This window comes from Rahnella inusitata (genome assembly GCF_003263515.1).
Lineage (GTDB): Bacteria > Pseudomonadota > Gammaproteobacteria > Enterobacterales > Enterobacteriaceae > Rahnella > Rahnella inusitata.
Window position 1 is genome coordinate 36,410 of sequence record NZ_JYDE01000001.1, and the last position, 23,348, is coordinate 59,757.

General features: G+C 53.5%; 22 protein-coding genes. 12 read left to right on the top strand and 10 right to left on the bottom strand.

All coding sequences use genetic code 11. The features are described from left to right. Positions 1-2 precede the first annotated feature (2 nt). Genes TU92_RS00140 through TU92_RS00160 form a run of 5 tightly spaced genes read left to right on the top strand, consistent with a single transcriptional unit; the run spans position 3 to position 5,225 of the window. Positions 3-1,649, top strand: coding sequence for an ABC transporter substrate-binding protein (locus tag TU92_RS00140; protein WP_112163954.1), 1,647 nt, complete (start codon positions 3-5; stop codon positions 1,647-1,649). Further along, the gene (locus tag TU92_RS00145; RefSeq protein ID WP_112163955.1) at positions 1,646-2,689 is read left to right on the top strand and encodes an ABC transporter permease; all 1,044 of its coding nucleotides are present in this window, start codon (positions 1,646-1,648) and stop codon (positions 2,687-2,689) included. The genes TU92_RS00140 and TU92_RS00145 overlap by 4 nt, the downstream gene beginning before the upstream one ends. Continuing rightward, positions 2,686-3,591: an ABC transporter permease gene (locus TU92_RS00150; RefSeq protein ID WP_112163956.1), complete on the top strand. Its 906-nt coding sequence runs from the start codon at positions 2,686-2,688 to the stop codon at positions 3,589-3,591. The genes TU92_RS00145 and TU92_RS00150 overlap by 4 nt, the downstream gene beginning before the upstream one ends. Next, on the top strand, positions 3,563-4,429 hold the full coding sequence (locus TU92_RS00155; protein ID WP_112164077.1) for an ABC transporter ATP-binding protein: 867 nt from the start codon (positions 3,563-3,565) through the stop codon (positions 4,427-4,429). Before TU92_RS00150 ends, TU92_RS00155 begins: the two co-directional genes overlap by 29 nt. 25 nt (positions 4,430-4,454) lie before the next feature. After that, a complete protein-coding gene (locus TU92_RS00160; protein ID WP_112164078.1) occupies positions 4,455-5,225 on the top strand; it encodes an ABC transporter ATP-binding protein in 771 nt (256 codons plus the stop codon). A 66-nt stretch (positions 5,226-5,291) separates the two neighbouring features. Here TU92_RS00160 and TU92_RS00165 read toward each other — a convergent pair whose 3' ends face one another. The 6 genes from TU92_RS00165 to TU92_RS00190 all read right to left on the bottom strand — a co-directional run bounded on the left by TU92_RS00165 (position 5,292) and on the right by TU92_RS00190 (position 10,995). Beyond that, positions 5,292-5,771 carry an HTH domain-containing protein gene (locus TU92_RS00165; protein ID WP_112163957.1) on the bottom strand — a complete coding sequence of 160 codons (480 nt, stop codon included), beginning with the start codon at positions 5,769-5,771 and terminating at the stop codon, positions 5,292-5,294. A gap of 162 nt (positions 5,772-5,933) precedes the next feature. After that, positions 5,934-6,890, bottom strand: a complete 957-nt coding sequence (locus tag TU92_RS00170; RefSeq protein WP_112163958.1) for an HpcH/HpaI aldolase/citrate lyase family protein — start codon at positions 6,888-6,890, stop codon at positions 5,934-5,936. Continuing rightward, positions 6,890-7,969, bottom strand: a complete 1,080-nt coding sequence (locus TU92_RS00175) for a cysteine protease StiP family protein (protein WP_112163959.1) — start codon at positions 7,967-7,969, stop codon at positions 6,890-6,892. Before TU92_RS00175 ends, TU92_RS00170 begins: the two co-directional genes overlap by 1 nt. A 1-nt stretch (position 7,970) precedes the next feature. Further along, complete coding sequence (locus tag TU92_RS00180) at positions 7,971-8,765, bottom strand: HAD family hydrolase (RefSeq protein WP_112163960.1); 795 nt, start codon at positions 8,763-8,765, stop codon at positions 7,971-7,973. Beyond that, the gene (locus TU92_RS00185; protein WP_112163961.1) at positions 8,765-9,910 is read right to left on the bottom strand and encodes a phosphoribosyltransferase domain-containing protein; all 1,146 of its coding nucleotides are present in this window, start codon (positions 9,908-9,910) and stop codon (positions 8,765-8,767) included. Before TU92_RS00185 ends, TU92_RS00180 begins: the two co-directional genes overlap by 1 nt. Further along, positions 9,907-10,995 carry an ATP-grasp domain-containing protein gene (locus tag TU92_RS00190; protein WP_112163962.1) on the bottom strand — a complete coding sequence of 363 codons (1,089 nt, stop codon included), beginning with the start codon at positions 10,993-10,995 and terminating at the stop codon, positions 9,907-9,909. The genes TU92_RS00185 and TU92_RS00190 overlap by 4 nt, the downstream gene beginning before the upstream one ends. A gap of 322 nt (positions 10,996-11,317) precedes the next feature. Here TU92_RS00190 and TU92_RS00195 point away from each other — a divergent pair, with 322 nt between their 5' ends. From TU92_RS00195 to TU92_RS00225, 7 genes are all read left to right on the top strand, one after another. Beyond that, the gene (locus TU92_RS00195; protein ID WP_112163963.1) at positions 11,318-11,908 is read left to right on the top strand and encodes a TerD family protein; all 591 of its coding nucleotides are present in this window, start codon (positions 11,318-11,320) and stop codon (positions 11,906-11,908) included. Continuing rightward, positions 11,908-13,074 carry a TerD family protein gene (locus tag TU92_RS00200; RefSeq protein WP_112163964.1) on the top strand — a complete coding sequence of 389 codons (1,167 nt, stop codon included), beginning with the start codon at positions 11,908-11,910 and terminating at the stop codon, positions 13,072-13,074. The genes TU92_RS00195 and TU92_RS00200 overlap by 1 nt, the downstream gene beginning before the upstream one ends. Before the next feature lie 43 nt (positions 13,075-13,117). Beyond that, positions 13,118-13,573 (top strand): tellurite resistance TerB family protein, encoded by a 456-nt coding sequence (locus tag TU92_RS00205; protein WP_056779881.1) that lies wholly within the window; start codon positions 13,118-13,120, stop codon positions 13,571-13,573. Positions 13,574-13,601: 28 nt separating this feature from the next. Further along, a complete protein-coding gene (locus TU92_RS00210) occupies positions 13,602-14,645 on the top strand; it encodes a TerC/Alx family metal homeostasis membrane protein (protein WP_112163965.1) in 1,044 nt (347 codons plus the stop codon). Between the two features lie 50 nt (positions 14,646-14,695). Beyond that, entirely contained in the window at positions 14,696-15,274 is a 579-nt protein-coding gene (locus tag TU92_RS00215; RefSeq protein WP_112163966.1) for a TerD family protein, read from the top strand. A 79-nt stretch (positions 15,275-15,353) separates the two neighbouring features. Next, positions 15,354-15,929, top strand: coding sequence for a TerD family protein (locus TU92_RS00220; RefSeq protein ID WP_112163967.1), 576 nt, complete (start codon positions 15,354-15,356; stop codon positions 15,927-15,929). 109 nt (positions 15,930-16,038) lie between these two features. Further along, positions 16,039-17,286 (top strand): VWA domain-containing protein, encoded by a 1,248-nt coding sequence (locus TU92_RS00225; RefSeq protein WP_112163968.1) that lies wholly within the window; start codon positions 16,039-16,041, stop codon positions 17,284-17,286. A gap of 254 nt (positions 17,287-17,540) precedes the next feature. On the opposite strand, the gene TU92_RS00230 is transcribed toward TU92_RS00225, so the two are convergent. The 4 genes from TU92_RS00230 to TU92_RS00245 form a co-directional block, all read right to left on the bottom strand. Then, the gene (locus TU92_RS00230; RefSeq protein WP_112163969.1) at positions 17,541-18,212 is read right to left on the bottom strand and encodes an oligogalacturonate-specific porin KdgM family protein; all 672 of its coding nucleotides are present in this window, start codon (positions 18,210-18,212) and stop codon (positions 17,541-17,543) included. Between the two features lie 351 nt (positions 18,213-18,563). Continuing rightward, the gene (locus TU92_RS00235; RefSeq protein ID WP_112163970.1) at positions 18,564-19,235 is read right to left on the bottom strand and encodes an HAD family hydrolase; all 672 of its coding nucleotides are present in this window, start codon (positions 19,233-19,235) and stop codon (positions 18,564-18,566) included. A 188-nt stretch (positions 19,236-19,423) separates the two neighbouring features. Next, complete coding sequence (locus tag TU92_RS00240) at positions 19,424-21,904, bottom strand: membrane-bound PQQ-dependent dehydrogenase, glucose/quinate/shikimate family (RefSeq protein WP_112163971.1); 2,481 nt, start codon at positions 21,902-21,904, stop codon at positions 19,424-19,426. Positions 21,905-22,329: 425 nt separating this feature from the next. Further along, positions 22,330-23,220, bottom strand: a complete 891-nt coding sequence (locus TU92_RS00245; RefSeq protein WP_112163972.1) for a LysR family transcriptional regulator — start codon at positions 23,218-23,220, stop codon at positions 22,330-22,332. Between the last annotated feature and the right edge of the window lie 128 nt (positions 23,221-23,348).

Here is a 23,348-nt window from a genome sequence, read left to right on the forward strand (position 1 = left end):
TCATGAACACAGGCACACCCCTCGGGGCGTGGATCCTCGCGCTCCTGCTCACGGTGAGCGGCGGGGCGGTACAGGCGAAAACGCCCCCCGACCAGCTGCTTATCGGCATGAACATGAACAACCTGCTGACGCTCGATCCGGCCGCCATGACCGGCAATGACATCGTCGGCATTGTGGTGAATCTCTATGACCCGCTGATTGAACTGGATCCTCAGGAGCTGACCAACGTCCGTCCGGCGCTGGCGACCTCCTGGGAGGTCAACGATGCCCGGGATCTGATCACATTTCATCTGCGCGACGGCGTGAAATTCCACTCCGGAAATCCGGTCACGGCAGAAGATCTGGTGTGGTCGATGCGCCGGATCCTTCACCTGAATCTGGCGCAGGCATCGGTATGGAAATCTTACGGCTTCACCAAAAAGAATGTCGATGAGATGGTGCGCACGCCGTCGCCGGGTATTGTCGAAATTCAGCTTCCCAAACCCAATGACCCGAAACTGGTGATTTACTCGCTGGCCGCGCTGGGCAGTGTGGTGGCGCTGGACAGTAAAACCGTCAAGGCGCATGAAGTGAATGGCGACTGGGGCAACCGCTGGCTGACGACCAACGAAGCCGGTTCGGGGCCGTTTCGCCTCGACAGCTGGCAGGCAAAAGACGTGCTGAACATGAGCCGCAATCCGCAGTACTGGCGCGGTGAGCCGCGTCTTACCCGCGTAGTGTTCCGCCATTTTCAGGAATCCCAAACTCTGCGCCTGATGATCGAAAAGGGTGATCTGGACATTGCCAATAACATGGCGGTTTCCGACGTCACCGCGTTAAGCCACGATCCGGCGATGACCGTCGACACGGTGAAAAAAGGCACCATTTATTACGTGGCGATGAGCATGAAGGAACCGCACTTTGCCAACCCGAAAGTGCGCGAGGCGGTACGCTATCTGATTGATTATCAGGGTATCGGCAAAGCGCTGATGACCGGTTACGGCATTGTGCATCAGCGTCCGATTCAGGTCGGGATGCCCGCGACGTTGCCGGATCCGGGCTACAGGCTGGATATCCCACGCGCCAAAGCCTTGCTGGCAGAAGCCGGTTACCCGGACGGTTTTGATACCACGCTGCGGGTACTGGCCGATCAGCCCTTCCTCAACATTGCCATTGCCGTCCAGTCCACGCTGATGCAGGCGGGCATTCGCGCAAAAATCGTTACCGGCACCGGGAACCAGATTTACGGCGCAATGCGCGAACGAAAATTCGACATGCTGGTCGGGCGTGGCGGCAGTGGTGTGGAACCCCATCCGCACTCCAGCCTGCGGGCGCTGGTCTATAACCCTGACAACAATGACGCCGCGCGCCTGACCAATTTCCAGGGCTGGCGCACCGGATTTTACGATAAACAGCTGAATACGGATATTGATCAGGCGCTGCTCGAACGCGATCCGGAAAAGCAAAAGCAAGATTACTTCGCGATTCAGGAGCGCTACGACGCGCTGATCCCGGCGCTGGTGCCACTGTCACAGATGGTCGATTCCATCGTGGTGCGTAAGGACGTCAAAAATTATCTGCCGCACCCTTCCGCTACCACTTTCCTGCGTGACGTTTATAAAGATGAAAGTCAGGCAACAGCTCCTTCAGCCGGAGGTAAAGGGTTATGACCACGCAAACGCAAACCTGGCGGTCGGGTATTCCGGCAGGTCGGATCGGCAAACGGCTGGTGCAGGTGGCAGTGACGTTGTTCGGCCTGCTGCTGCTGACGTTTTTCATCGGTCGCGTCATGCCGGTTGATCCGGTACTGGCGATTGTCGGGCCGGATGCCGACCACAGCACCTATCAGCAGGTCTATCACCAGCTGGGCTTCGACAAACCGCTGTGGACGCAGTTTGGCATCTATCTGTCCGGGCTGGCGCACGGTGATTTCGGCAATGCGCTGTTAACCGGTAAACCGGTAACGCAGGACATTCTGCGCGTCTTTCCGGCGACAATGGAGCTGGCGACGCTGGCGATCATTCTCGGCGCGGGCGTCGGCATTCCGCTTGGCGTACTGGCTGCGGCGAAACGTAACAGCGTCGCGGATTATGTGGTGCGCATCATCAGTCTGGCCGGTTATTCCACGCCGATTTTCTGGGTCGGGATGATGGGACTTTTGGTCTTTTACGCCTGGCTCGGATGGGTGGGTGGCGCGGGGCGTCTGGATTTCAGCCTCGACGGACAGGTGACGCGTCACAGCGGTTTTATGCTGATTGATTCGCTGATCGCCGGTAACTGGGAGGTGTTTCGCAACGCACTCAATCACCTGATCTTGCCTGCCTCCTTGCTCGGTTTTCATTCGCTGGCTTACATCAGCCGCATGACCCGCAGCTTTATGCTGGCTCAGCTCTCGCAGGAATTTATTATTACCGCCCGCGTCAAAGGGCTGAGTGAATGGGATGTGCTGTGGAATCATGCGTTTCGCAACATCCTGGTTCAGTTGCTGACCGTGGTCGCGCTGGCCTACGGTTCGCTGCTCGAAGGTGCGGTATTGATTGAAACCGTCTTCTCATGGCCGGGCTTCGGTTCGTATCTCACCAGCAGCCTGATGCTGGGCGACATGAATGCAGTAATGGGCTGCGTGCTGGTGGTCGGCATGATTTTCGTGGTGCTGAATTTGCTCTCTGATCTGCTGTATCAGGTCTTTGACCCGAGGACAAAAGTATGACGATTTCCCTCGATTCTGTGACGCTCAGCGCGGGCGATGAAAAACGTCAGCGCGTGAAACGGGCGTTTGGCCGTATCGCACATTTTCTGTGGCAGATGGCGTGCAATCCGCTGACTGCCATCGGTGGTGCGATTGTGCTGGTGCTGATGATTGTGGCGCTGTTTGCGCCATGGATCGCGCCGTTCCATCCGCTGGTGCAGGATTTAAACAATGCGCTCAGCCCGCCGTCGGCGGCGCACTGGTTCGGCACCGACGAGTTTGGTCGCGACATTTTCAGCCGTCTGGTGTACGGCTCGCGGATCACGCTTTACATCGTGCTGCTGGTGTCGGTGACCGTGGGTCCGCTTGGTTTGCTGCTCGGCGTCACTGCCGGTTATTTCGGCGGCAAAATCGACATGGTGCTGATGCGCGTGACGGATATTTTCATCTCTTTCCCGAGTCTGGTGCTGGCGCTGGCGTTTGTCGCCGCCCTCGGTCCGGGGCTGGAGCACGTGGTAATCGCCATTACACTCACCGCGTGGCCACCGATTGCACGTCTGGCGCGAGCCGAAACCCTCTCGCTGCGTCAGGCCGATTTCATCTCGGCGGTACGTTTGCAGGGCGCCTCTCCGCTGCGTGTGCTGTGGCGTCACATTGTGCCGCTGTGCCTGCCGTCGGTCATCATCCGAATCACCATGAATATGGCGGGCATTATTCTGACTGCCGCCGGTCTTGGCTTCCTTGGCCTCGGTGCGCAGCCGCCGGATCCGGAATGGGGCGCGATGATTTCCAGTGGTCGTACCTACATGATGGAGTGCTGGTGGGTGGCAACGATCCCCGGTCTGGCGATCCTGATTAACAGCCTTGCGTTCAACTTTTTAGGAGATGGCCTGCGTGACATCCTCGATCCCCGAAATGACTGACGCTCCGGCGTTACTCGACGTGCGCGACCTGCACGTCAGCTTTGTGAATGGCCGACAGGTCACGCAGGCAGTGCGCGGCGTGTCCTTTCAGCTCGGGCGGGAAAAACTGGCGATTGTCGGTGAATCCGGTTCGGGAAAATCTACCGTCGGTCGCGCATTGCTTCAGTTGCATCCGGCAAAAGCAAAAATTACCGCCGAAAGAATGCAGTTCGGCGATGTGGATTTGCTGAATGCTACGCCGAAGCAGATGCGTCAGGTGCGCGGAAAACGCATCTCGATGATTATGCAGGATCCGAAATACTCGCTGAATCCGGTGCTGTGCGTCGGCGACCAGATTGCCGAAGCCTGGCGTTCACACCACGCCTGCTCGTATCAGGATGCCAAACGTAAAGTGTTAAACATGCTCGATGTGGTCCGTATTCGCGAACCGGAACGCGTGTACGGCCTGTATCCGCACGAAATTTCGGGCGGGCAGGGGCAGCGCATCATGATCGCCATGATGCTTATTACCGACCCCGAAATGGTCATTGCCGACGAACCGACGTCAGCGCTCGACGTCTCCGTTCGTTTGCAGGTGCTGGCGCTGCTCGACGATCTGGTGAAAACGCGCGGTCTGGGGCTGATTTTTATCAGTCACGACATCAATCTGGTGCGCAGTTTCTGTGACCGCGTACTGGTGATGTACGCTGGCAGGGTAGTGGAGTCCATCGCTGCGACCGAACTGGATAATGCGCAGCACCCGTATACGCGTGGACTGCTGAATGCGCTGCCGGACATGGATAACCGCCGTTATCCGCTGCCGGTGATGCAACGTCAGGCCAGCTGGCTGACCGATTAAGGAGACTGAAATGTCAGTAAAAACCATGATCGACGTTCGCAATCTGAACCTCACGTTTGGTGAGGGGGCGAAAACCACACAGGTGCTGACGGACGTGAACATTGCCGTGCGCGAGGGGGAGATTTTCGGGCTGGTCGGTGAATCCGGTTCGGGCAAAACCACGGTACTGAAATGTCTGGCTGGGTTGTTCACTCACTGGAAGGGCGAGCTGGAAATCGACGGGCAGCAACTCGAGCACAAAATTGGCCGGGACCGCTGCCGTCTGGTGCGAATGGTGTTTCAGGATCCTTACGGTTCGCTGCACCCGCGCCACACGATTGGCGACATTCTGGAAGAGCCGCTGCAAATTCACCGCATCGACCAGCGCGACCGGCGCATCAATTCTATTCTGGAGAAAGTCGGCCTGAACCGCGGTTTTCGCAGCCGTTATCCGCATCAGCTTTCCGGCGGTCAGCGGCAGCGCGTCGCTATCGCCCGCGCGTTGATCCTAAAACCGCGCGTCTTGCTGCTCGATGAACCGACCTCTGCGCTGGATGTTTCAGTGCAGGCGGAAATCCTCAATTTGTTGTTCGATCTTCAAAAAGAGGAAGGGCTGACGTATCTGATGGTGACGCACGATTTGGGCGTTATTGCCCATCTCTGCCAGCGCGTTGCGGTGATGAAGTTTGGAAAAATTCTCGAGACGCTGGAGACGGATGCGCTGCTTCGCGGCGATATTGCGCAGGATTACACTCGCGTGCTGGTAGACGCCAGCCGTGATTACAGTCGGGAAATGGCGGCGAAAGTGATGTTGTAAATATTGTCGATGAGGACTTTGCACCGTTCCGGTCAATGCTTTAGAACGGTGCAGAAAGCATTCGGGTTATTTTTGCAGCGTTGTCTGCGGCTGACGCAGCGCAGTCATTAAGTCAGACATGCAGCGATCAACCAGCATTTCAACGGCATCGCTGCGCGACGTGTCCACCAGCATTGCCAGACGGTCGATTTTGCGCAAAACGGACATACGCAACGAAAGCGATACCGGCTTCTTCTTTTCTTTATCCAGCGAGACGTGGCTGACGGTGTCGCTGCTTTTGTGATCATCGCTGGACTGTAGCGCCTGACTCATCTGGCGTAAGACCTTTTTATCCAGCGTGCCTTGTCCGGTCAGTTGATAAGAATGCGTGGCCTTACTGTACTTAATTTCAGCAGAATAAGTTTCGCGTATTTCCTTTAACGCCCTGGTCAGCGTGGGTTCGGAACAGCCAAGCTCGGTGATGATTCTTGTCGCCGACACCGGTTGGGTGTTACCGAGTAATTGCGCCAGTCGGAAAATACGTGCTTGTTTTGTGCTGAGTTGCATGGTTAGTCAGTGCCTGTCGTCGTTTAATGGGCGATGGTGCATGGAAAATTCGGGTTATCTTCATGTGTTTCCCTTCTTACTACCTTTCCATGGCGCCTGCAGGGCCGAAAATCCTAGCAGGGGTTTCCTCAACATCAGGTAAATCAACCTGTGAGAAAATGCTTAATTCAGGTGGTTGGCCGTGAAAAACCGGACGCCATCCTGCGTTTCTTCCTGCGCAATGCCGTAAATTTGCGCCTGTTCGAGCACGCGTGCTGCCCAGCGGCGATGGGTCGCAGGTTCGCACATCGCGCCCTGAGATTTAAAGACCGCCTGACTGGAGTTCAGAATGCGCAGCGCATCGGCGTGATCGGCAGACGTGACCATCAGCGCACGTTCGATTTTGGCGATCTGATTCGGATGGATAGCCGTTTTGCCTACCAGCCCGTGCGCCATATCCAGCGCCAGCTCTTTTTCCATCACGTCGTGATCGTCAATGTGCTCACACACCGGTGAGGTCAGCGCGAAATCACGCGAGCCAAACACCGCGACCAGCATTTTAATCACGTAACCCATCGGGCTGTCATAAAGCGTGAGATTGCGCGGGCGGCGCAGCGAAATCACGTTCATCAGATCGTTACCGCCAATACGCAGCGCGATAATACGTGAATGGCACGGATGCTCCAGCAGCGCCGTCGCGAGCTTGCGCATTTGCATCACGTCAAACACATCTTCGGTTTCCAGCGTCGGCATCATGCACAGGTGCGTGTCTTTCATGATGTCCCACCAGACCGGCAGCGATTCCAGCGTGAACTTCGGTAATACCAACCCGTCAGCAGGGGTGAGATCTTCCGTTTCGGTGAGGAATTTACCCATCTCGGGGTCACGCGGACGGATAAATACCAGCGGCCAGTCTGCACCCAGACCGGCGTCCTTCGCGGATTTCAGCGCGACCAGAATTTGTCGGAGATTTTGCAGCGCCGCAGGAACGTCGGCATCGCTGACCGCATCTTCCAGACAGATAACGATGGAACGCAGCCCGTCGATTTGATTGTTCAGAATGCTGCCCGCAATATCGTTACGGGTGGCGGGCATGTAAAGCGTAGCGCCCAGCCGGTAGGGAGATAGTCTCTTTGTCATCAGTGAACCTTTTTGATAATGGTGACGGCGCGGTACTGGCCGATGCGGTCACCGACTTCAGTGATGGTGATGTTTTTTTCACGTGCCAGATAGACCAGCAGCGCGACGTCCGGATCGTTGACGGATCGCACCAGAACGTGCTCCGGCACCCGGCGAAGCACGGCGCGCGTGGCCTCAGCGATGCCCGGCTTAATCCGGTTGATGCTCGAAATGTCGTATTCGGCCGCCAGCGAAGCAATCACCCGTTCGCTCTGCGTTTTCAGATGTACGTAATTTTCCGGTAACCATGGGCTGGCAGGAATGGCATCGAGATCCAACGCGTTACGGCAGTCGGCCACGGTATCGACCAGCAGGCGGCTGCACTCAAATTCACTCAGGTGATCGCACTTCACGCAGCCATGCAGCCCCACGGATGACCAAATCGAGCGGGAAATGAGCCCGGAAACCGGTGCGCCCATGATGCCAAACGGGATAAGCCAGTCGTCGTCACTGGCGGAAAGCCAGGACACGCCGCACGGGTCGGCCAGCACCACCAGACGCGGATCTTGCGGATAGCCGCTACGCGAGGCGAGCGAGCGGCGCAGTTCGCCGGTGATCGCCCCTTTGCCGGTCCAGCCATCGACAAATACGATGCCTTCGGTACCGTGTTGCGTTTCAATCCAGTCCATCGCTGTTTCGTCGATGCCACGATCGCGGATTATGCTCACGCCGTAATGGTGAGACTGTTTGCCCATCGCCCGCAGTGTTTGCTGCAACATCACGCCCAGCGGCACACCAGCGCGTACCAGACTGACCAGCACCACCGGCGTATCGCCAAAGCGGGCGGCCAGCGCTTTCGCCAGCATCACCACTTCTTTCGCCAGGCGGACCGCGCCCTGATCCAGCGCGCGGGAAAATAAGTCCAGATGCCACGCGGTTGGCTCGGGTTCCTGACTCAGCATCTCGGAATAGTGCTTTTCACCGGACTGAATCAGCTGTTCTTTTTGCTCAACCGGTGTCATTTCCATTTCTACCGGCGTTAAGAGAAAGTGTACGTCTTCTGGCAGGTACGAGCCGGAAAATGGCGTAAATGGCTGCATATTATTTCTCCCCGGCGGAGTGATGACTTTCTGCGAAAATTTTCTGATTAATTTCCTCAGCGAACTGACTCTGTTGTGGCATGCCAAACCAGTTACACAGTTTCATAAAGCGGTGATCGCTCAGGCTGTCGCCGAGCCCGATGACCGGGAACACGCCGCGTTCTGCCCGCAATTTTTTCAGCAGGAACTGCGTCGCCAGGCCTTTTTCGACCGGTGCTGGCAACCACGCAATGTTGTTGCTGTTGCGGTGAATGTAAAAACCTTCCGTAGAGAATGTGGCTTCGATCTCTTTTCCGATGGTATACAGCTCTTCGAGGCGGGTGCTGTCGGTGTGCTTCATCACCAGATACACCGGCGTGTCGCCATATTCGTAATTAATGCGCGCCCAGCCGCTGATATTGCGCTTAGCCATCAGTTCGGTGATGCCCTGCTGCATTGAGAGCAGGCGCTCACGATACGCCGCCAGACTTTCCAGCATATGTGCTTTCCACTCTTCATCCGGCTCGCCCTGCGGGGTGAGGATCACCGCGCCGTGTGTGGCAATCGCCCATGAGCTGAACGGAATGGTCACGCGGCTGATTTCTTCTGTGCCGCGTGCGGTAACCGGAATAAAATCAGCATGTTCGAGCAGCCAGTCCACCAGCATGGATTGTTCTTCGGTCATGAAACTGCGCGCGGACATTGAACGATCCAGCGCGCCCGGACGGAACGGCTCCAGCGCCAGTTCATCGACCATCTTACGGCGCGTCTGAAACAGCGTATCGTCCAGATCGGAAAAAACGACCGGCTTATTCATTAATAGTCACCTTCATAAACCACTACCTCAACGGTATTCGCCACGCTTTTCAGGGCATCAAGCAGGGAGGTGTCGACGCTGTCGGCGGGCGTTTCCACGCACAGCAATATGCGGTCGAAGCGCTGATGCGCAACGTTGTACACAAAGTTTGGAATGCCAAGCCCGTAGTTGTCCGTAAAGGCAATGGCGGATTGAATGGCATAGCCGGTGGAAATCGGCGAACGTGTGGTGCAGCTGAACTTCACGTCAGCGCCAAGTTTTTCGAGGCGTTCTGCCAGCAGCAGTGGCTCCCAGACAAATTCACCCGAGCCTAAAACAAGCACTTTTTCGCCAGCGGCAGCGGTGATGGTTTTACCCAGGTCGCGCGCCGAAGCGTGCATGCCGAGACGTCCCCAGCTCTGTTTACCCGTGATGGCAACGCTGCCGGTTGCGGTGACGTTCACTGCGGGCATGACCGGAACCGGCGCATCCGGTTTGCTTTCCCAGTGCCAGTCGCCTTGCACCAGAGAAACCGGCGTCACCGGCAGAGGGCAATTGGCCTCAATCGCGTTGCCGCTCCAGTCGGTCAGCGTGACGGTCACCACGCGCTCAAGCTGCGAAAGCCCGGCGTCAGCACGCAAAGCTTCCAGCAGATTGATAAAGGTATTGCCGGTGGTGGCTTCGTCATCGATCAGCACCAGACTTTTTGCATCCCGCACGCGGGCGCGAAGGACCGGATCCGCCGGGTGATAGAGCAGATGATCTGTCGCGTGGCTGTGATTTTCTTTAAATTCACACAGCAGATCGCCTGCCACCGGATGGCGGGTTGACGTCATATACACAGAATTTTTATAACGGCTTAAGGCTTCATCATAGACGCCAGCACCCAATCCTACCGCCGTTTCCGCCAGGCCGACAAACAACACAGGCTCGGGTAAATCCGACGGAATTTGCAGGGCGAGCTGACGATAGGCAGAGCGCATCACGGAGGGGGCGATCGGAATATGCCGCCCGAGCACTTTGCTGACGAATAAAAACGCGCGCTTAGGATTGCGGCGCTCGGCGATATCAAATAAAGCCTCCAGCGAATGCTGTCCGCCGGTCGGGGTCACGGTCAGCGTACCACCGGAAAGCTCACGGCGATAAACAGCGTTGGGGATAATCATGCGTTTCCTTGTCCTGAAGACAGGTTGTCGAGCGTGGTGTTATAAGGGATCACGTCTGTCATTGACCGTACTACGGCCTGTGAGAAATTCCCGGTTGCCGCGCTCATGGCCTGAGCTTCTGACATCAGACCGAGCTTACGGGCGGCAAAAAGGCCGGGAAGATTGACGCCGCTGTGGCGGGTATAACCGATGCCGCCGCTGGGGCGCATATTAATTTCCAGCAAGACCGGCTCCCCATGATCGTTATTGCGGGTTTGCACATTCACCAGCCCGTCGGCCTGCATCACTTCGGCGCACATTTTGCCGAGTTCATATGCCGGGCCAGACTGTTCGAGATATTGCAGCGCCCCTTCTTTACGACGGGCGACGGCCGCGATGACTTTTCCGCGCTCCACCAGCATATCGACAGAGTATTCCGGACCGGGCAAATAAGGCATTAACACCAGCGGTTCAAAAGTTTCCATCTGTTCGACTGCATGCAGATACATATCCGGGCGCACTTTGCGGCTGTCCGGATGTGTAAAAGCCGCCATGTGGCTGACGTTGTCATCAAATCGCCAGAATCCCATGCCATAAATACCGACAACGGGTTTCACGCACAGCATGGTGGTGCCGGAAAGCGATTCAGCGCTGGTGTTGTTGGCAAGATGCGCCCGTAATTCCTCGGCTGACTCGATGCGGATCGAGGGCACAACCGGCAGGCCGTGTTGTTGCATGGCGCTGGCGAAATTCACTTTATCGTCGGCCAGTTCAAACATGGCGTTGCTGACCGCGCCGGTGGTGAGCGTGACGCCAGAGGCGACAATTTCGGCGCGATGCGTTTCAAACCACTGGCAGTTGCGGCCAGTATGAATGGCGTTCACGCCGTACTGAGTGACGGTTGAGGTAATAAATGCCAGACGGTCTTCGTCCTCTGGCGGCTCGATAAGTGCGATGTCGGCCAGAGAAAGAATTTCATTTCTGTGATGGCGATGAGAGGCAATGACGGTGACATCTTTATTTTCGAATTTAAAAAAGTCTTTGATGCCTAAAATAATGTCGCGCTGTGACGACAGACCTTCCATTAACCAAATTACGTGACTCATCGGTGTATATATTCCAGAAATGAAGTGGGGAAGAAGAATTCTCTGAGAGTCTATGTAGGGATTTTGAACATGTCAATCATAACATGATTCATATGGTTGTGCTGAGAATTTGTGGTTTTTCCTCAGAATATTGTTATCGGCTAACGTCAAAAAACGTAAATTATCCAAAAATAGATAAATTATATCAATGAGTTGAATTTTAATGGCAAATTAGGAGTAAATTGAGGCTTGTGCAACTACTTCGTCATGATATGATTTTTCAGTACATGGAATTCTGATTCAAAAAAAATAATGATTTAACCTATCTCTGAAGGAATATCTAATGGTTTCATTAAGCAAGAACCAAACTGTTTCACTCAGCAAACAAACGTCTTCGTTAAATCAACTGCAGTTCGGGTTGGGTTGGGATCCTTTAAAAAAGAAAAAAGGATTCCTGGGTGGTCTTTTAGGTGGCGGCGGTAACGATTCAATTGATTTAGACGCAGGATGCGTGCTGTTAGACCGCGCAGGCCAGACCATCGATACCATCTGGTTCCGCAAACTGAAATCAAGCTGCGGCTCCGTTGTCCATTTGGGCGACAACCTGACCGGTGAAGGCGATGGCGATGATGAAGTGATCACCGTTGACCTGACTCGCCTGCCTGCGCAGGTGGAATATCTGGCGTTCACCGTGAACAGCTTCCGCGGTCAGACTTTCAACGAAGTCGACAACGCATTTTGCCGCGTGGTGGATCAATCCCGTAAAGAACTCGCCCGTTATCAACTGACGGAGCAGGGCTCGCATACCGGCATTATTATTGCGTCGCTTTCGCGCAACAACGGCGAATGGGATTTCACCGCGCACGGTAAAGCATCCACCGGCCGCACCATTGATGACATGCATTCCGATATCGTGGCTACGGTGGTGCGCTAATGACTATGACGCCGGGAGGCAATGCCTCCATTCCTTCACAGGTTCTGACGGTGCGCGTGCTTTCTGGCGTCCCGGTCGATGCATCTTCCTTCAGACTTTATGCCACAGGCAAAGTGAAGGGCGATCCTGACATGGTGTTTTACGGCCAACCCGTCAATGACGATGCGTCCGTAAAACTTACCGGTGCAGGCACCGATACTGCGTTTACCGTGGACATTAATCGCCTGCGTCCTGACGTCGAAAAGCTCGCTTTCACGGCCACCTGCGACGGCAACATGACGCTTTCCGGCCTGAAACGTCTGACGATTCAGGTTGAGCACAACGGCAGCGTGCTGCTGACCGGCGATGTCGATGTTAACGGTCGTCAGGAAGCTGCGCTGATTCTGGGTGAAATCTACCGCCGCAATGCAGAATGGAAATTCCGCTTCATTGCGCAGGGATTTAACGGCGGCCTGAAACCGCTGGCCGAGCATTTTGGTGTGGATATTTCAGATGCACCCGCTCCGGCACCCACACCCGCTCCAGCCCCGACGCCTGCGCCTGCTAAAATTAGCCTGAGCAAAGTGTCACTGACCAAAGAAAAACCGACCATCAGTCTGGCGAAGCGGGATAACTTTGGCGAAATCAAAATTAACCTCAACTGGAATCAGGAAAGCAACACCGGTTCCGGCGGGGGCATGTTCGGCGGTATGTTCAACAAATCCAAAGGCATTGACCTCGATTTAGGGGCATTTGTTGAATTGCAGGACGGCACCAAAGGCGTCATCCAGGCGCTCGGTAACACGTTTGGTCGCCTGAACGCCGAGCCTTTCGTTCAGTTGCAGGGCGATGATCGTACCGGTCAGGTTCGCGACGGCGAGTGGTTGCACATCAATGGTCGCGAGTGGAAGAAAATTCGCGAAGTCCTGATTTACGCGTTCATCTACGAAGGCGTGGCGAGCTGGGATAAAACCGACGGTGTGGTCACGATGCACATTCCTGAACAACCGCCGATTGAAACGCGCTTAACCGAAGGATCGAACCGCCACAATATGTGTGCGATCGCCCGTCTGGTAAACGAAAACGGGACGATCAAAGTAGAGCGTCTGAACCAGTTTTACAGCGGCCATAAGGATATGGATAACGCACTTGGCTGGGGCTTTCGCTGGTCAGCTGGCTCCAAATAGTAGCGTTACTCAACATAATTTTAATAATCCGAGGGCAGAAAAAATGAGTTTCTTCGACAAAGTGAAAGGCGCATTCAACAGTGGTCGTGACGAGCTGACCAAACAGGTTGGCCGTTTCAAAAACAAAAAATTCATGCAGGGTACGGTTGCCGTGTGCGCACGCATCGCCGTCTCCAGCAATGGCGTGAGCTCTGAAGAAAAGCAAAAGATGATCGGCTTCCTTCAGGCCTCTCCTGAACTGAAAGTATTCGAAACCAAAGAAGTGATCGCGTTCTTTAATGAACTGGTGACCAGCTTCAGCTTCGATTACGAAATCGGTAAAGGCGAAACCATGAAATATATTCTGGCGCTGAAAAGCCAGCCAGAAGCCGCACAGCTGGCGGTTCGCGTCGGTATCGCCGTGGCGAAAAGCGACGGTGACTTCGATCAGGACGAACAAACTGCAGTCCGCGAAATTGCTCTGGCATTAGGTTTCACCCCGGCCGAATTCGGTCTTTAATTTTAACACTCTGGCTTAAGGGCTATTTATGGTATCCACGCATATCGGTTTCCCGGCTGAAACCGTCACGGTATTTGTTGTTCTGGCACTCGGTGCGATCTTCATCGACCTGTTCATGCATCGTCATGACAAGCCGATTTCGCTGAAAAGTGCTGCGCTCTGGACGGTCTTCTGGATCGTCGTGGCGATGGCATTTGCCGGTTTCCTCTATATTCATCACGGCTCTGAAGTGGCCAGCCTGTTTATCACCGGTTATGCGCTGGAGAAAGTCCTGTCGGTTGATAACCTGTTTGTCATGATGGCTATCTTCTCGTGGTTTGCCGTACCGGATAACCTGCGTCACCGCGTTCTTTACTGGGGCGTGATCGGGGCAATTGTCTTCCGCGGTATTTTTGTGGCCATCGGTGCGAGCCTGCTTACACTGGGTCCGTGGGTCGAGATTGTCTTTGCGGTCGTCGTATTGTGGACGGCAGTGATGATGCTCAAAAGCGGCGGGGATGATGACGAGATCGAAGATTATTCTCAGCACATCGCATATCGTATGGTGAAACGCTTCTTCCCCATCTGGCCAAAACTGAAAGGACATGCCTTCCTGTTAAGCCAGAAGGAAGTTGACGCGGAACTCGCGAAACCTGAGAACAAAGACATTAAAGTCGGTCGCGTAGGGAAAGCTGCGCTGTACGCAACACCGCTGATGCTATGTCTGGCCGTGGTGGAGTTGTCTGACGTCATGTTCGCATTTGACTCCGTTCCTGCGGTTATCGCCGTAAGCCGTGAACCGCTGATCGTTTACAGCGCCATGATGTTCGCCATCCTTGGTCTGCGTACGATGTACTTCGTACTGGAAGCGCTGAAACAGTACCTGGCGCACCTTGAGAAAGCGGTTATCGTGCTGCTGTTCTTCATCGGTGTGAAACTGGGTCTTAACGCAACTGACCATCTGTGGCATCACGGTTACAATATTTCTGCTAACGCAAGTCTGTTTGTTGTTCTGGGCGTGCTGGCTGTGGGTATCATCGTCAGCGTATTGTTCCCTGGAAAATCTGATGCAGAGGAAGGCAAGCAGGGCTAAGCCCTTGCCTTCCCGCTTGAAAATTAACGTTAACTATAGAGGCTATTATTATGGGCGTTTCACTCTCTAAAGGCGGTAATGTTTCTTTAAGCAAAGAAGCACCAACAATGAAAAATGTGCTGATCGGTTTGGGGTGGGATGCCCGCTCAACTGACGGCCAGGATTTCGACCTGGATGCTTCTGCCTTCCTGCTGACCAGCGCAGGTAAAGTGCGCGGTGACGCAGACTTCATCTTCTACAACAACCTGAAATCTACCGACGGTTCCGTCCTGCACACCGGCGACAACCGTACCGGTGAAGGCGATGGCGATGATGAAGCACTGAAAATCAAACTGGATCAGATCCCTGCTGAAGTCGATAAGATCGTCTTCGTGGTGACCATCCATGATGCGACAGTACGTCGTCAAAGTTTCGGCCAGGTTTCTGGCGCATTCATCCGTTTGGTGAATGACGACAACCACCAGGAAGTGGCGCGTTACGATCTGACCGAAGATGCCTCAACCGAAACAGCGATGCTGTTTGGTGAGCTGTATCGTCATAACACCGAGTGGAAATTCCGCGCGGTGGGTCAGGGTTATGCGGGCGGTTTGAGCTCTGTGTGTGCACAGTACGGCATCAACGCTTCGTAATTAAGCAAGTTTTATGCAACCCGGCAGGTGGCATTGTGCTACCTGCTGTAATGAACATAACGTATTACAGGAGTTTTAAATGGCAGTTTCTCTGATTAAAGGCGGCAACGTATCCTTAACTAAAGAAGCCCCAACCATGAATGTGGCCATGGTCGGTCTCGGCTGGGATGCACGCGTAACAGACGGCGCAGAGTTTGATCTCGACGCCTCAGTGTTCATGGTCGGTGATGACGGTAAAGTCATTTCTGATGCGAGCTTCATCTTCTTCAACAACAAAACCAGCACCTGCGGTTCCGTGACTCACATGGGTGACAACCGTACCGGCGCAGGTGACGGCGATGATGAACAGGTCAAAATCGATCTGTCCAAAATCCCAGCTGAAGTAAAAAAACTGGTCTTCGCCGTAACGATTTACGATGCAGAAGCACGTAAACAAAACTTCGGTATGGTCAGCAACAGCTTCATGCGTGTATTCAACAACGATAACGGTACCGAAATTGCCCGTTTCGACTTGTCTGAAGATGCGTCCACCGAAACGGCGATGGTGTTTGGTGAGTTGTATCGCAACAATTCAGAATGGAAATTCAAAGCCGTCGGTCAGGGCTTTGCTGGCGGCCTGTCCGCACTGGCATCTCAGCATGGCGTGAACATCTAAATCGCGCGTAAGTCTGACAGCCCCGCTGGTTATACCGCGGGGCTTTTTTGTATTTATGAGGAATGCAGCCTGCGGGCACAGTTATTCTCAAATACACAGGATGGTCAAAATGGAATTGCAATCCGGACAAAACATTGCCCTGACACAGAACCTACTACGCATCACCGTTTCTTATCCCAAGGCAGCAACTTTCGGCAGTGATGTCGATGCTTCCGCCTTCATGCTCACAGCACATAACAAAGTCAGAGGAGATGACGATTTCATCTTCTTCAACCAGCCCGCCGCTCCAAATGGCAGCCTGAGTCTGACGACATCCGGAGAGCGCAGCCTGTTTTCTCTGGATCTGAGTAAGATCGATGCCGACATCACAAAGATTGCGATTACGCTGGTCATCGATGGCCCGGAGTCCATTTCCGGTTTGCAGCAGATCCAGTTAAATGTCGAAGGCGTTGCCGTTTTCAATGTCCCGCTCGCCGATCGCAGCGAAAAAGCGCTCATCCTCGGCGAAGTGTATCGCCATAACAGCGGCTGGAAGTTAAGAGCGACAGGACAAGGTTTCAATGGCGGTCTTGAGCCGCTGGCTGTCAACTTTGGTGTCGATGTTTCGTCTCCCTCGCCGGTTCCTGCGCCAGTCATCACTACGGTCAGCCTTGAAAAACGTATTCAGGAAAAAGCGCCGCGTCTCATCAGCCTGGCGAAAACGGCCACCGTCTGTTTGACCAAACACAATCTTCAGTCAGCCAGGGCGAAAGTGGTCTTTGTAGTGGGGGCCTCAGGTTCCCTGGCGGACGCATTCACGAACGGCAATGTTCAGGCGATGCTTGAACGCGCAGCTGTCTTGGCGATGCAGTTAGAGGGTGTGGATAATATGGAGATGTGGGGATTTGCGAATAAGCATCGTAAGTATCCGAATGTGACATTGGATAATCTTGAAGGGTATGTGGCAGGCATCCGCAATTCTGACAGAATTGATGAGTCAGAAGTCCTACCTGGACTGGGATACAGTAATAATGAACCCCCTATACTCGAAGAGATTATCAAGACTTTTGAGCACTGTGATTTACCTGTCTACGTGGTGTTTATTACAGAAGGCAATATCAGCAGAACCCGTGCGATCAAGGATGCGATATCTCGCTCGTCTCATTATCCGATCTTCTGGAAGTTTGTCGGTCTCGGCGGCCGAGATTATGGAATACTCGCGGAGTTAGAGAGCCTTACTGATCGTCGTATCAATAACAGCCACTTCTTTGCTGTCGATGACTTCTCCACCCTGAGTGATGAACGGCTTTATGATCTGCTGTTGGAGGCGTTCAAAGACTGGACTCAGGCGGCGAAGCAGGAACGTATTTTGCGCTAAACGCTATGCGTCCGCAAAAGGGGGCTTTTGCATTAAAGGAAATTTTTTCTGGGGAACCAACATATTCTTGCCGCTTAGCCATTCAAACCCGCTTTTGCGGGTTTTGTGTTTTCAGTTTATTTTGTTTTAACTTTTCTCGATTATTCCACTGTTCTGGATGGAAAAAATTAAATAAGACTGAGTGGTGTTTATGATTGATTGCACTCATTTCCTTTGCGGTTATCAGCAGGCATAACAAATTCTTTTCAAGAAATTTAAAACGTATAACCTAACCCTACACGAAAACGCGTCTGACGCTCATCTGTGGTGCTTCGCACTGAAACATTGCCGACTTCCACAAAGGGCGACCACGCACCAATAAGATAAGCGGTTCTGAAGTTGTATTCATAATTATATTTGCTGTTGTTGTAGAGATCATACTTATCGGCTTTTTTATAGATCCCTTCCAGTGTCCAGTCGAAACTATTCCATTTATAGCCCGCCCAGACATCCATACGATTCACCGTATCATCATTGCGCGAGTCCGAAGAGCGGCGGGTGTACTCAAACCGGTAACGGGCGCCCAGCCACCATGCCTGATTAATCGTCCAGGTCGTGCGTAAATAAGGTTTATAAGTGGAATAACCGCTCCCGGTTTCCAGTACAAATCCTGGCTGCCAGGCCACTGCGCCACGGTTAAACTGGTAATTGACCGTGTATTCATTTCCCTGAACCTCAAGGTCATTAAAGGCTTTATTGGTATCATCACCGCCTGATTTAGAAATCGCTTCGACAGCAAACCCGAAGCCGTTACTAAAGCGATTGGAGATATAAACACGGTCATAATTTGCTTTACTGTCATCAAGATATTCATGACGCACATCCATATAGACGGCATGCGCATTTGAACCTGCCAGAGATAATAAAACCAGAAGATATTTTTTCATGATAAACCCGTTTTAATAATTATAAACAAAGGTTGATTAAATGGGCTGGGCACGAAAGTATCCTTATTGAAAAGGCGTTTCAATAATTTAATTTTGTTTTTATATAAAATTGAATGTTCGTCACAAGTGCACGAAATTTAAAAATATGAGTGATAATATTAGGGTTTTATAAATATTATGAAAATGTGAAATAAGAAAGGGCAGTCTTCATTTGACTGCCACTTTATGAATAGAGTTGTCACTATTATAAAGGTATTTAAATAATAATTGAGGGCTGTAAGGAGAGACTCTTTGGGAAAGCACCGCAATGAGAAGGCGATGAATTTCGCCTTCTCATCAATTCAATGCATGTCACTTACTCTGCAATTGCTTAATCCGCGCGATCGGTGGATTTCGTTTTGCCCACGAACCGTGGAAGTGACGCCAGTAGGGTTCCTGTGCGGCAGCCAGCATTTCGTAGTCGCCACGGGTGTCGCCCCATGCGCGTAAGTGGTAGGAGGAAAGCGGGCCGTACTCGGCTTCCAGACGCTCAACCTTCTGACCGCAGCGGCAGTTGTGGCCGCTGATGCGCCCAGTCAACACGCCATCTTTTACTTCCAGATTGGTGCCGATAAGCCGGATACCCAAACGCTCAGCAAAAGGTTTGAGCACCATCGCCGGGGAGGCTGAGCAGATCGTGACGATTGCACCTGAGTTGACCTGTGTGGCGACGGCGATCAGGCCTGAAGGGCGCATCAGGCGCGTCCAGTAACGTTCGCAAAACTCAGCAGCTTTCTCTTCAATCCATTTGGCATCAACGCCGGTCATAAAAGTGTGGATCAGCACTTCCTTCAGCTCATCGCGGGTCAGCCGACGGCCAACGCATTTCAGCGTAGGCAAAGCTAAACGCACCATACGACGCGCGAAGACGCGTTTACCAAAGGCAAAACGCAGGAAGGGCACGAAGCTGTCGTGTTTTGTCAGCGTGCCGTCGAAATCAAAAACGGACAGGGAATTGCCAACGTTTATTACATCATTAACCATCGTTCAATACGCTCCTTCGGTTGTTCCCGGGGAAAATGCGGGACAACGTAACTCGTTTATAGCAGTAGTGTAATCGCTTTGCGCCTGTTGATCATTGTTGTGTGCTGCTGTGTGGGAGGAGGAACAAAAAAAAGCCCGCCGATTTGCATCAGCGGGCGGTTTTTTTACGACTTATTTGAAGCAGATACTTACTTCTCGTCAGGCAGGGCGTAGGCGATCACATAGTCGCCACGCTCAGGAGACTGACGTGCGCCGCCGGCGCTGATGATAATGTACTGTTTACCGGTTTTCGGTGAAACGTAGCTCATCGGGCCAGACTGACTGCCGACCGGCAGACGAGATTTCCAGATCTCTTTACCGTTAGCGGTATCGAACGCGCGCAGATAGAAATCCTGCGTACCGGCGAAGAACAACAGGCCGGATTGCGTTGACAGGCTCGCGCCCAGCGTTGGCATACCTACTTCCATTGGCATACGCATTTTGATGCCCAGCGGGCCGGTGTCTTTCACCGTACCGACCGGCACCTGCCAGACAATTTTGCCGGTTTTCAGGTTAACCGCAGACATCGTACCGAACGGAGGTTTCTGGCAAGGAATGCCCAGCGGAGACAGGAAACGCTCACGCACTGCGCCGAACGGCGTACCGTCCATTGGCACCATGCCCATTTCGATACCGCTTGCGCCAGTTGGCACTTTGGCACGCGGAACCATGTAGTTCGCCAAACCCAGACGCATGTCGTTGACGAACATCAGGGCGTTGTTAGGATCAACCGACACGCTGCCCCAGTTCATACCGCCGAGCGATCCTGGGAATTGCAGGGAACGATCGAGGCCCGGAGGCGTATACACACCTTCATGGCGCATCCCTTTGAACTCGATGCGGCAAAGCAGCTGGTCCATCGGTGTGGCACCCCACATATCAGATTCTTTCAGGGTCTGGTTGCCGATGTTCGGCATCCCGACGGAGAAAGGCTGCGTTTTGGAGTAGCGTTCACCAGGAACATTGCCATGCGGCACTTCGCGGTTTTCAACTTTCGCGACCGGCTCACCGGTTTCGCGGTTCAGCATGAAGATCATGCCCTGTTTGGAGGTCTGCACCAGTACCGGCGTGCTGCCACCTTTGTCATTCGGCAGGTCGTACAGCAGTGGCTGTGACGGCAGGTCGAAATCCCACAGATCGTGATGCGTAGTCTGGAAAGTCCAGCGGACTTTACCCGTTGCCACGTCCACTGCGACGATGGAAGAGCTGTATTTATCGTCCAGCTCGGTGCGGGTGCCACCGAAGAAGTCCGGCGTTGCGTTGCCGGTAGGCATGTAGATCAGACCCAGTTTTGGGTCATACGACATGGCAGACCAGACGTTCGGTGTACCACGGGTGTAAGTCTGACCTTCCGGTGGCAGTTTGGTGATGTTCGGATTACCCGGATCCCATGCCCAGACCAGTGCGCCGGTGTGGACGTCGAATGCACGTACCACGCCCGGAGGTTCGCCGGTGGAGAAGTTATCCGCCACACGACCGCCGACCACGACGACGTTACCGGCAACCAGCGGCGTAGACGTCTGCTGGTAGTAGCCCGGTTTGACTTCGCCCATGCCGACTTTCAGGTCAACCACGCCGTTATCACCGAAATCAGCGCAAGGCTTGCCGGTGTCGGCGTTGATGGCGATCAGGCGCGCATCGATGGTTGGCAGGAACAGACGACGTTCACAGGTCGCGCTGACTGTACCCCCGGTTGCAGCCGGTGAATGTGGTACGCCAGGGTGAGTGGCGGACGTTGCTTCTGCCACCGCGGTGGACGCGTCAGGCGTGGCAGCCGCATCCGCAACAGGCTGTGCGGCTGGCGCAGCAGAGGCGGAGGTGTTCTCGTAATAGCCCAGACCACGGCACCGCTGCCAGTTCGGCGCGGTGGAGTTGGAATCATAGGACCACAGTTTTTTACCGTCATCGACCGACAGCGCCAGTACTTTGCTGTACGCGGTACAAACGAACAGTTTATCGCCTACCTGGAGCGGTGTGTTCTGGTCTTCAGCGCCGGAGCCGTTGCTCTGTGGGATATCGCCAGTATGGGCAATCCACGCGACCTGAAGTTTGTCGATGTTGGTTTTATTGATTTGATCCAGTGCAGCGAAACGGTCACCGGCGGTGGTGTTACCCCAGCTTTCCCAGTTTTTCTGTTCTGCACCCGGCGCGACCGGTTTTACCGGTGCCTGATCGTTGTCGGCGCTGATGATTGGCGTCGGCACGAAGGTGTTACCGAAAGCGGCAATCAGCGCAACGGCCAGCACGGCTGCCAGCGAGAAGCTTGGGCCTTTACGGGCGACCAGCCCCGCGCGTGTTTTCAGCAGCGGATATGCCAGCGCGGTCAGGAAGGCCAGAACGCCGAAGGTGAACAGGCGGGAGAAGAGCGGCCAGAATGCCAGACCTGCATCCCAGACGGCCCAGATAATTGAAAGCACGAAGGCCACGGCGTAAAGCCAGGCACCCGAAGGCTTGCCCTTGAAGATCAGAACGGCTGACACGATCAGCGCCAGACCCATCAGCAGGAAGTAAAGGCTTCCTCCCAACGTGGCCAGATACGCGCCGCCGATGCCCAGCGTCAGACCAATGACGACCATCAGCGCGCTCAGTAGCCAGAGGAGCCAGGTCCATTTACTCTTAATAGTTGGCATGATTTATCTCACTGCACATGTGTTATAGAAATAGATAGTAGGAAAGATGGGTAAAAGAAAGCTGCGCTGAAAAGGGGTACATCTGATGACCTTTCGCTACCAAATGAACCAGACAGAACAATTTCGCGCAAATAGTAATACTTCTCAACGTGGTTGTGAATGTGTAACGGAGAGTTTGAATTTCGGTAAAGAAATAGTGCGAGAATTAGGATGGAAGGGTCGTGTTTGTATGTTGCTGATTTTAATGTGTAATTATTTATTACATATGCAAATAACAAATGTTTAGTAAGTTAAGTATTCGTTTTTGGTCTATGTAACAGCACGAACGGTGCCGGTTTTTCTGCCACAAAAAGGGATTTGTGACAGATTTCTCACATTTTTCACTGCCGGTGTGAACCCGTTGGTGAGTTTATGGCGCGGTAAAGTTACAAATAACCTTCAATCAGCATCTTCATTTCCAACGTGATTTGTTCCACCAGACGACTTTTGGGGATCTGCGGCGGGAAAACGGCGAGATAGGCAATGCTGATGTCCGGCGTGAAAGGCTTGATCACCAGATCGCTTTTGTGGCTGCGTGCTGTAATGAAATCCACAACGCCGACCCCAAGATTATTCCCCGCCATGATGCAGCAGTTATTCAGCGATGTTTCGATAGGATTGTTCATATAGAGATCCTGACGGCTCATCACATGGTCCAGTTGCTCACGCAGCGGCGTCTTGCGGCCGGGAATGATAGGGCGGTAGTGGGTGAGGTCGGCCGCCGTCACCACGTCCTTTTTGGCCAGCGGATGGCGCGGCGACATTACCGCTACCGCATTCGCCCGTGCCAGCATTTCTGCTTCCAGCCCTTTCACATCTGGCTTGCCGAAAATAAACCCGACGTCGTACTGATTGCTGGTGACCACATCAGTGATGTGCGTGGTACTTTCGATATCCAGAAAAAGAGAGATATCGTCGATGGTTTCAATCAGCGGCGGCAAAATGTGTTCGACGCACAGCGCAGACAACGCAGCAACCGTACCGATCCGCAGCACACTGCCTTTGGAATGACGGATCTCTTCCGCAATGCGTGAAATATGTTCAAGCCCGAGGTACAAACGCTCCACCTCGCGGTACAGCTTAATGGCGTCGTCACGCGGGATAAGCCCGCGGCCATCACGGTCAAACAGCTTCAGATCGACGGCATATTCAAAGTCACGGATAAGCCTGCTGACCGCGGGCTGAGTGATATTCATCATATTGGCTGCTGCTGTAATGCTACCGGTGAGGATCACCTTGTGAAAAGCTTCAACCTGTCGGGGATTAATTTTCGTCATATGTCCTCATGATCCATAACATTTGTTTATGGATGTAACACAAAATACAATTTTCAATTCAGATGTCCACCCCCTAGACTCCAGTTTACGATCTGACACACATAGCCTGAAAATCTAAAATAATTAAG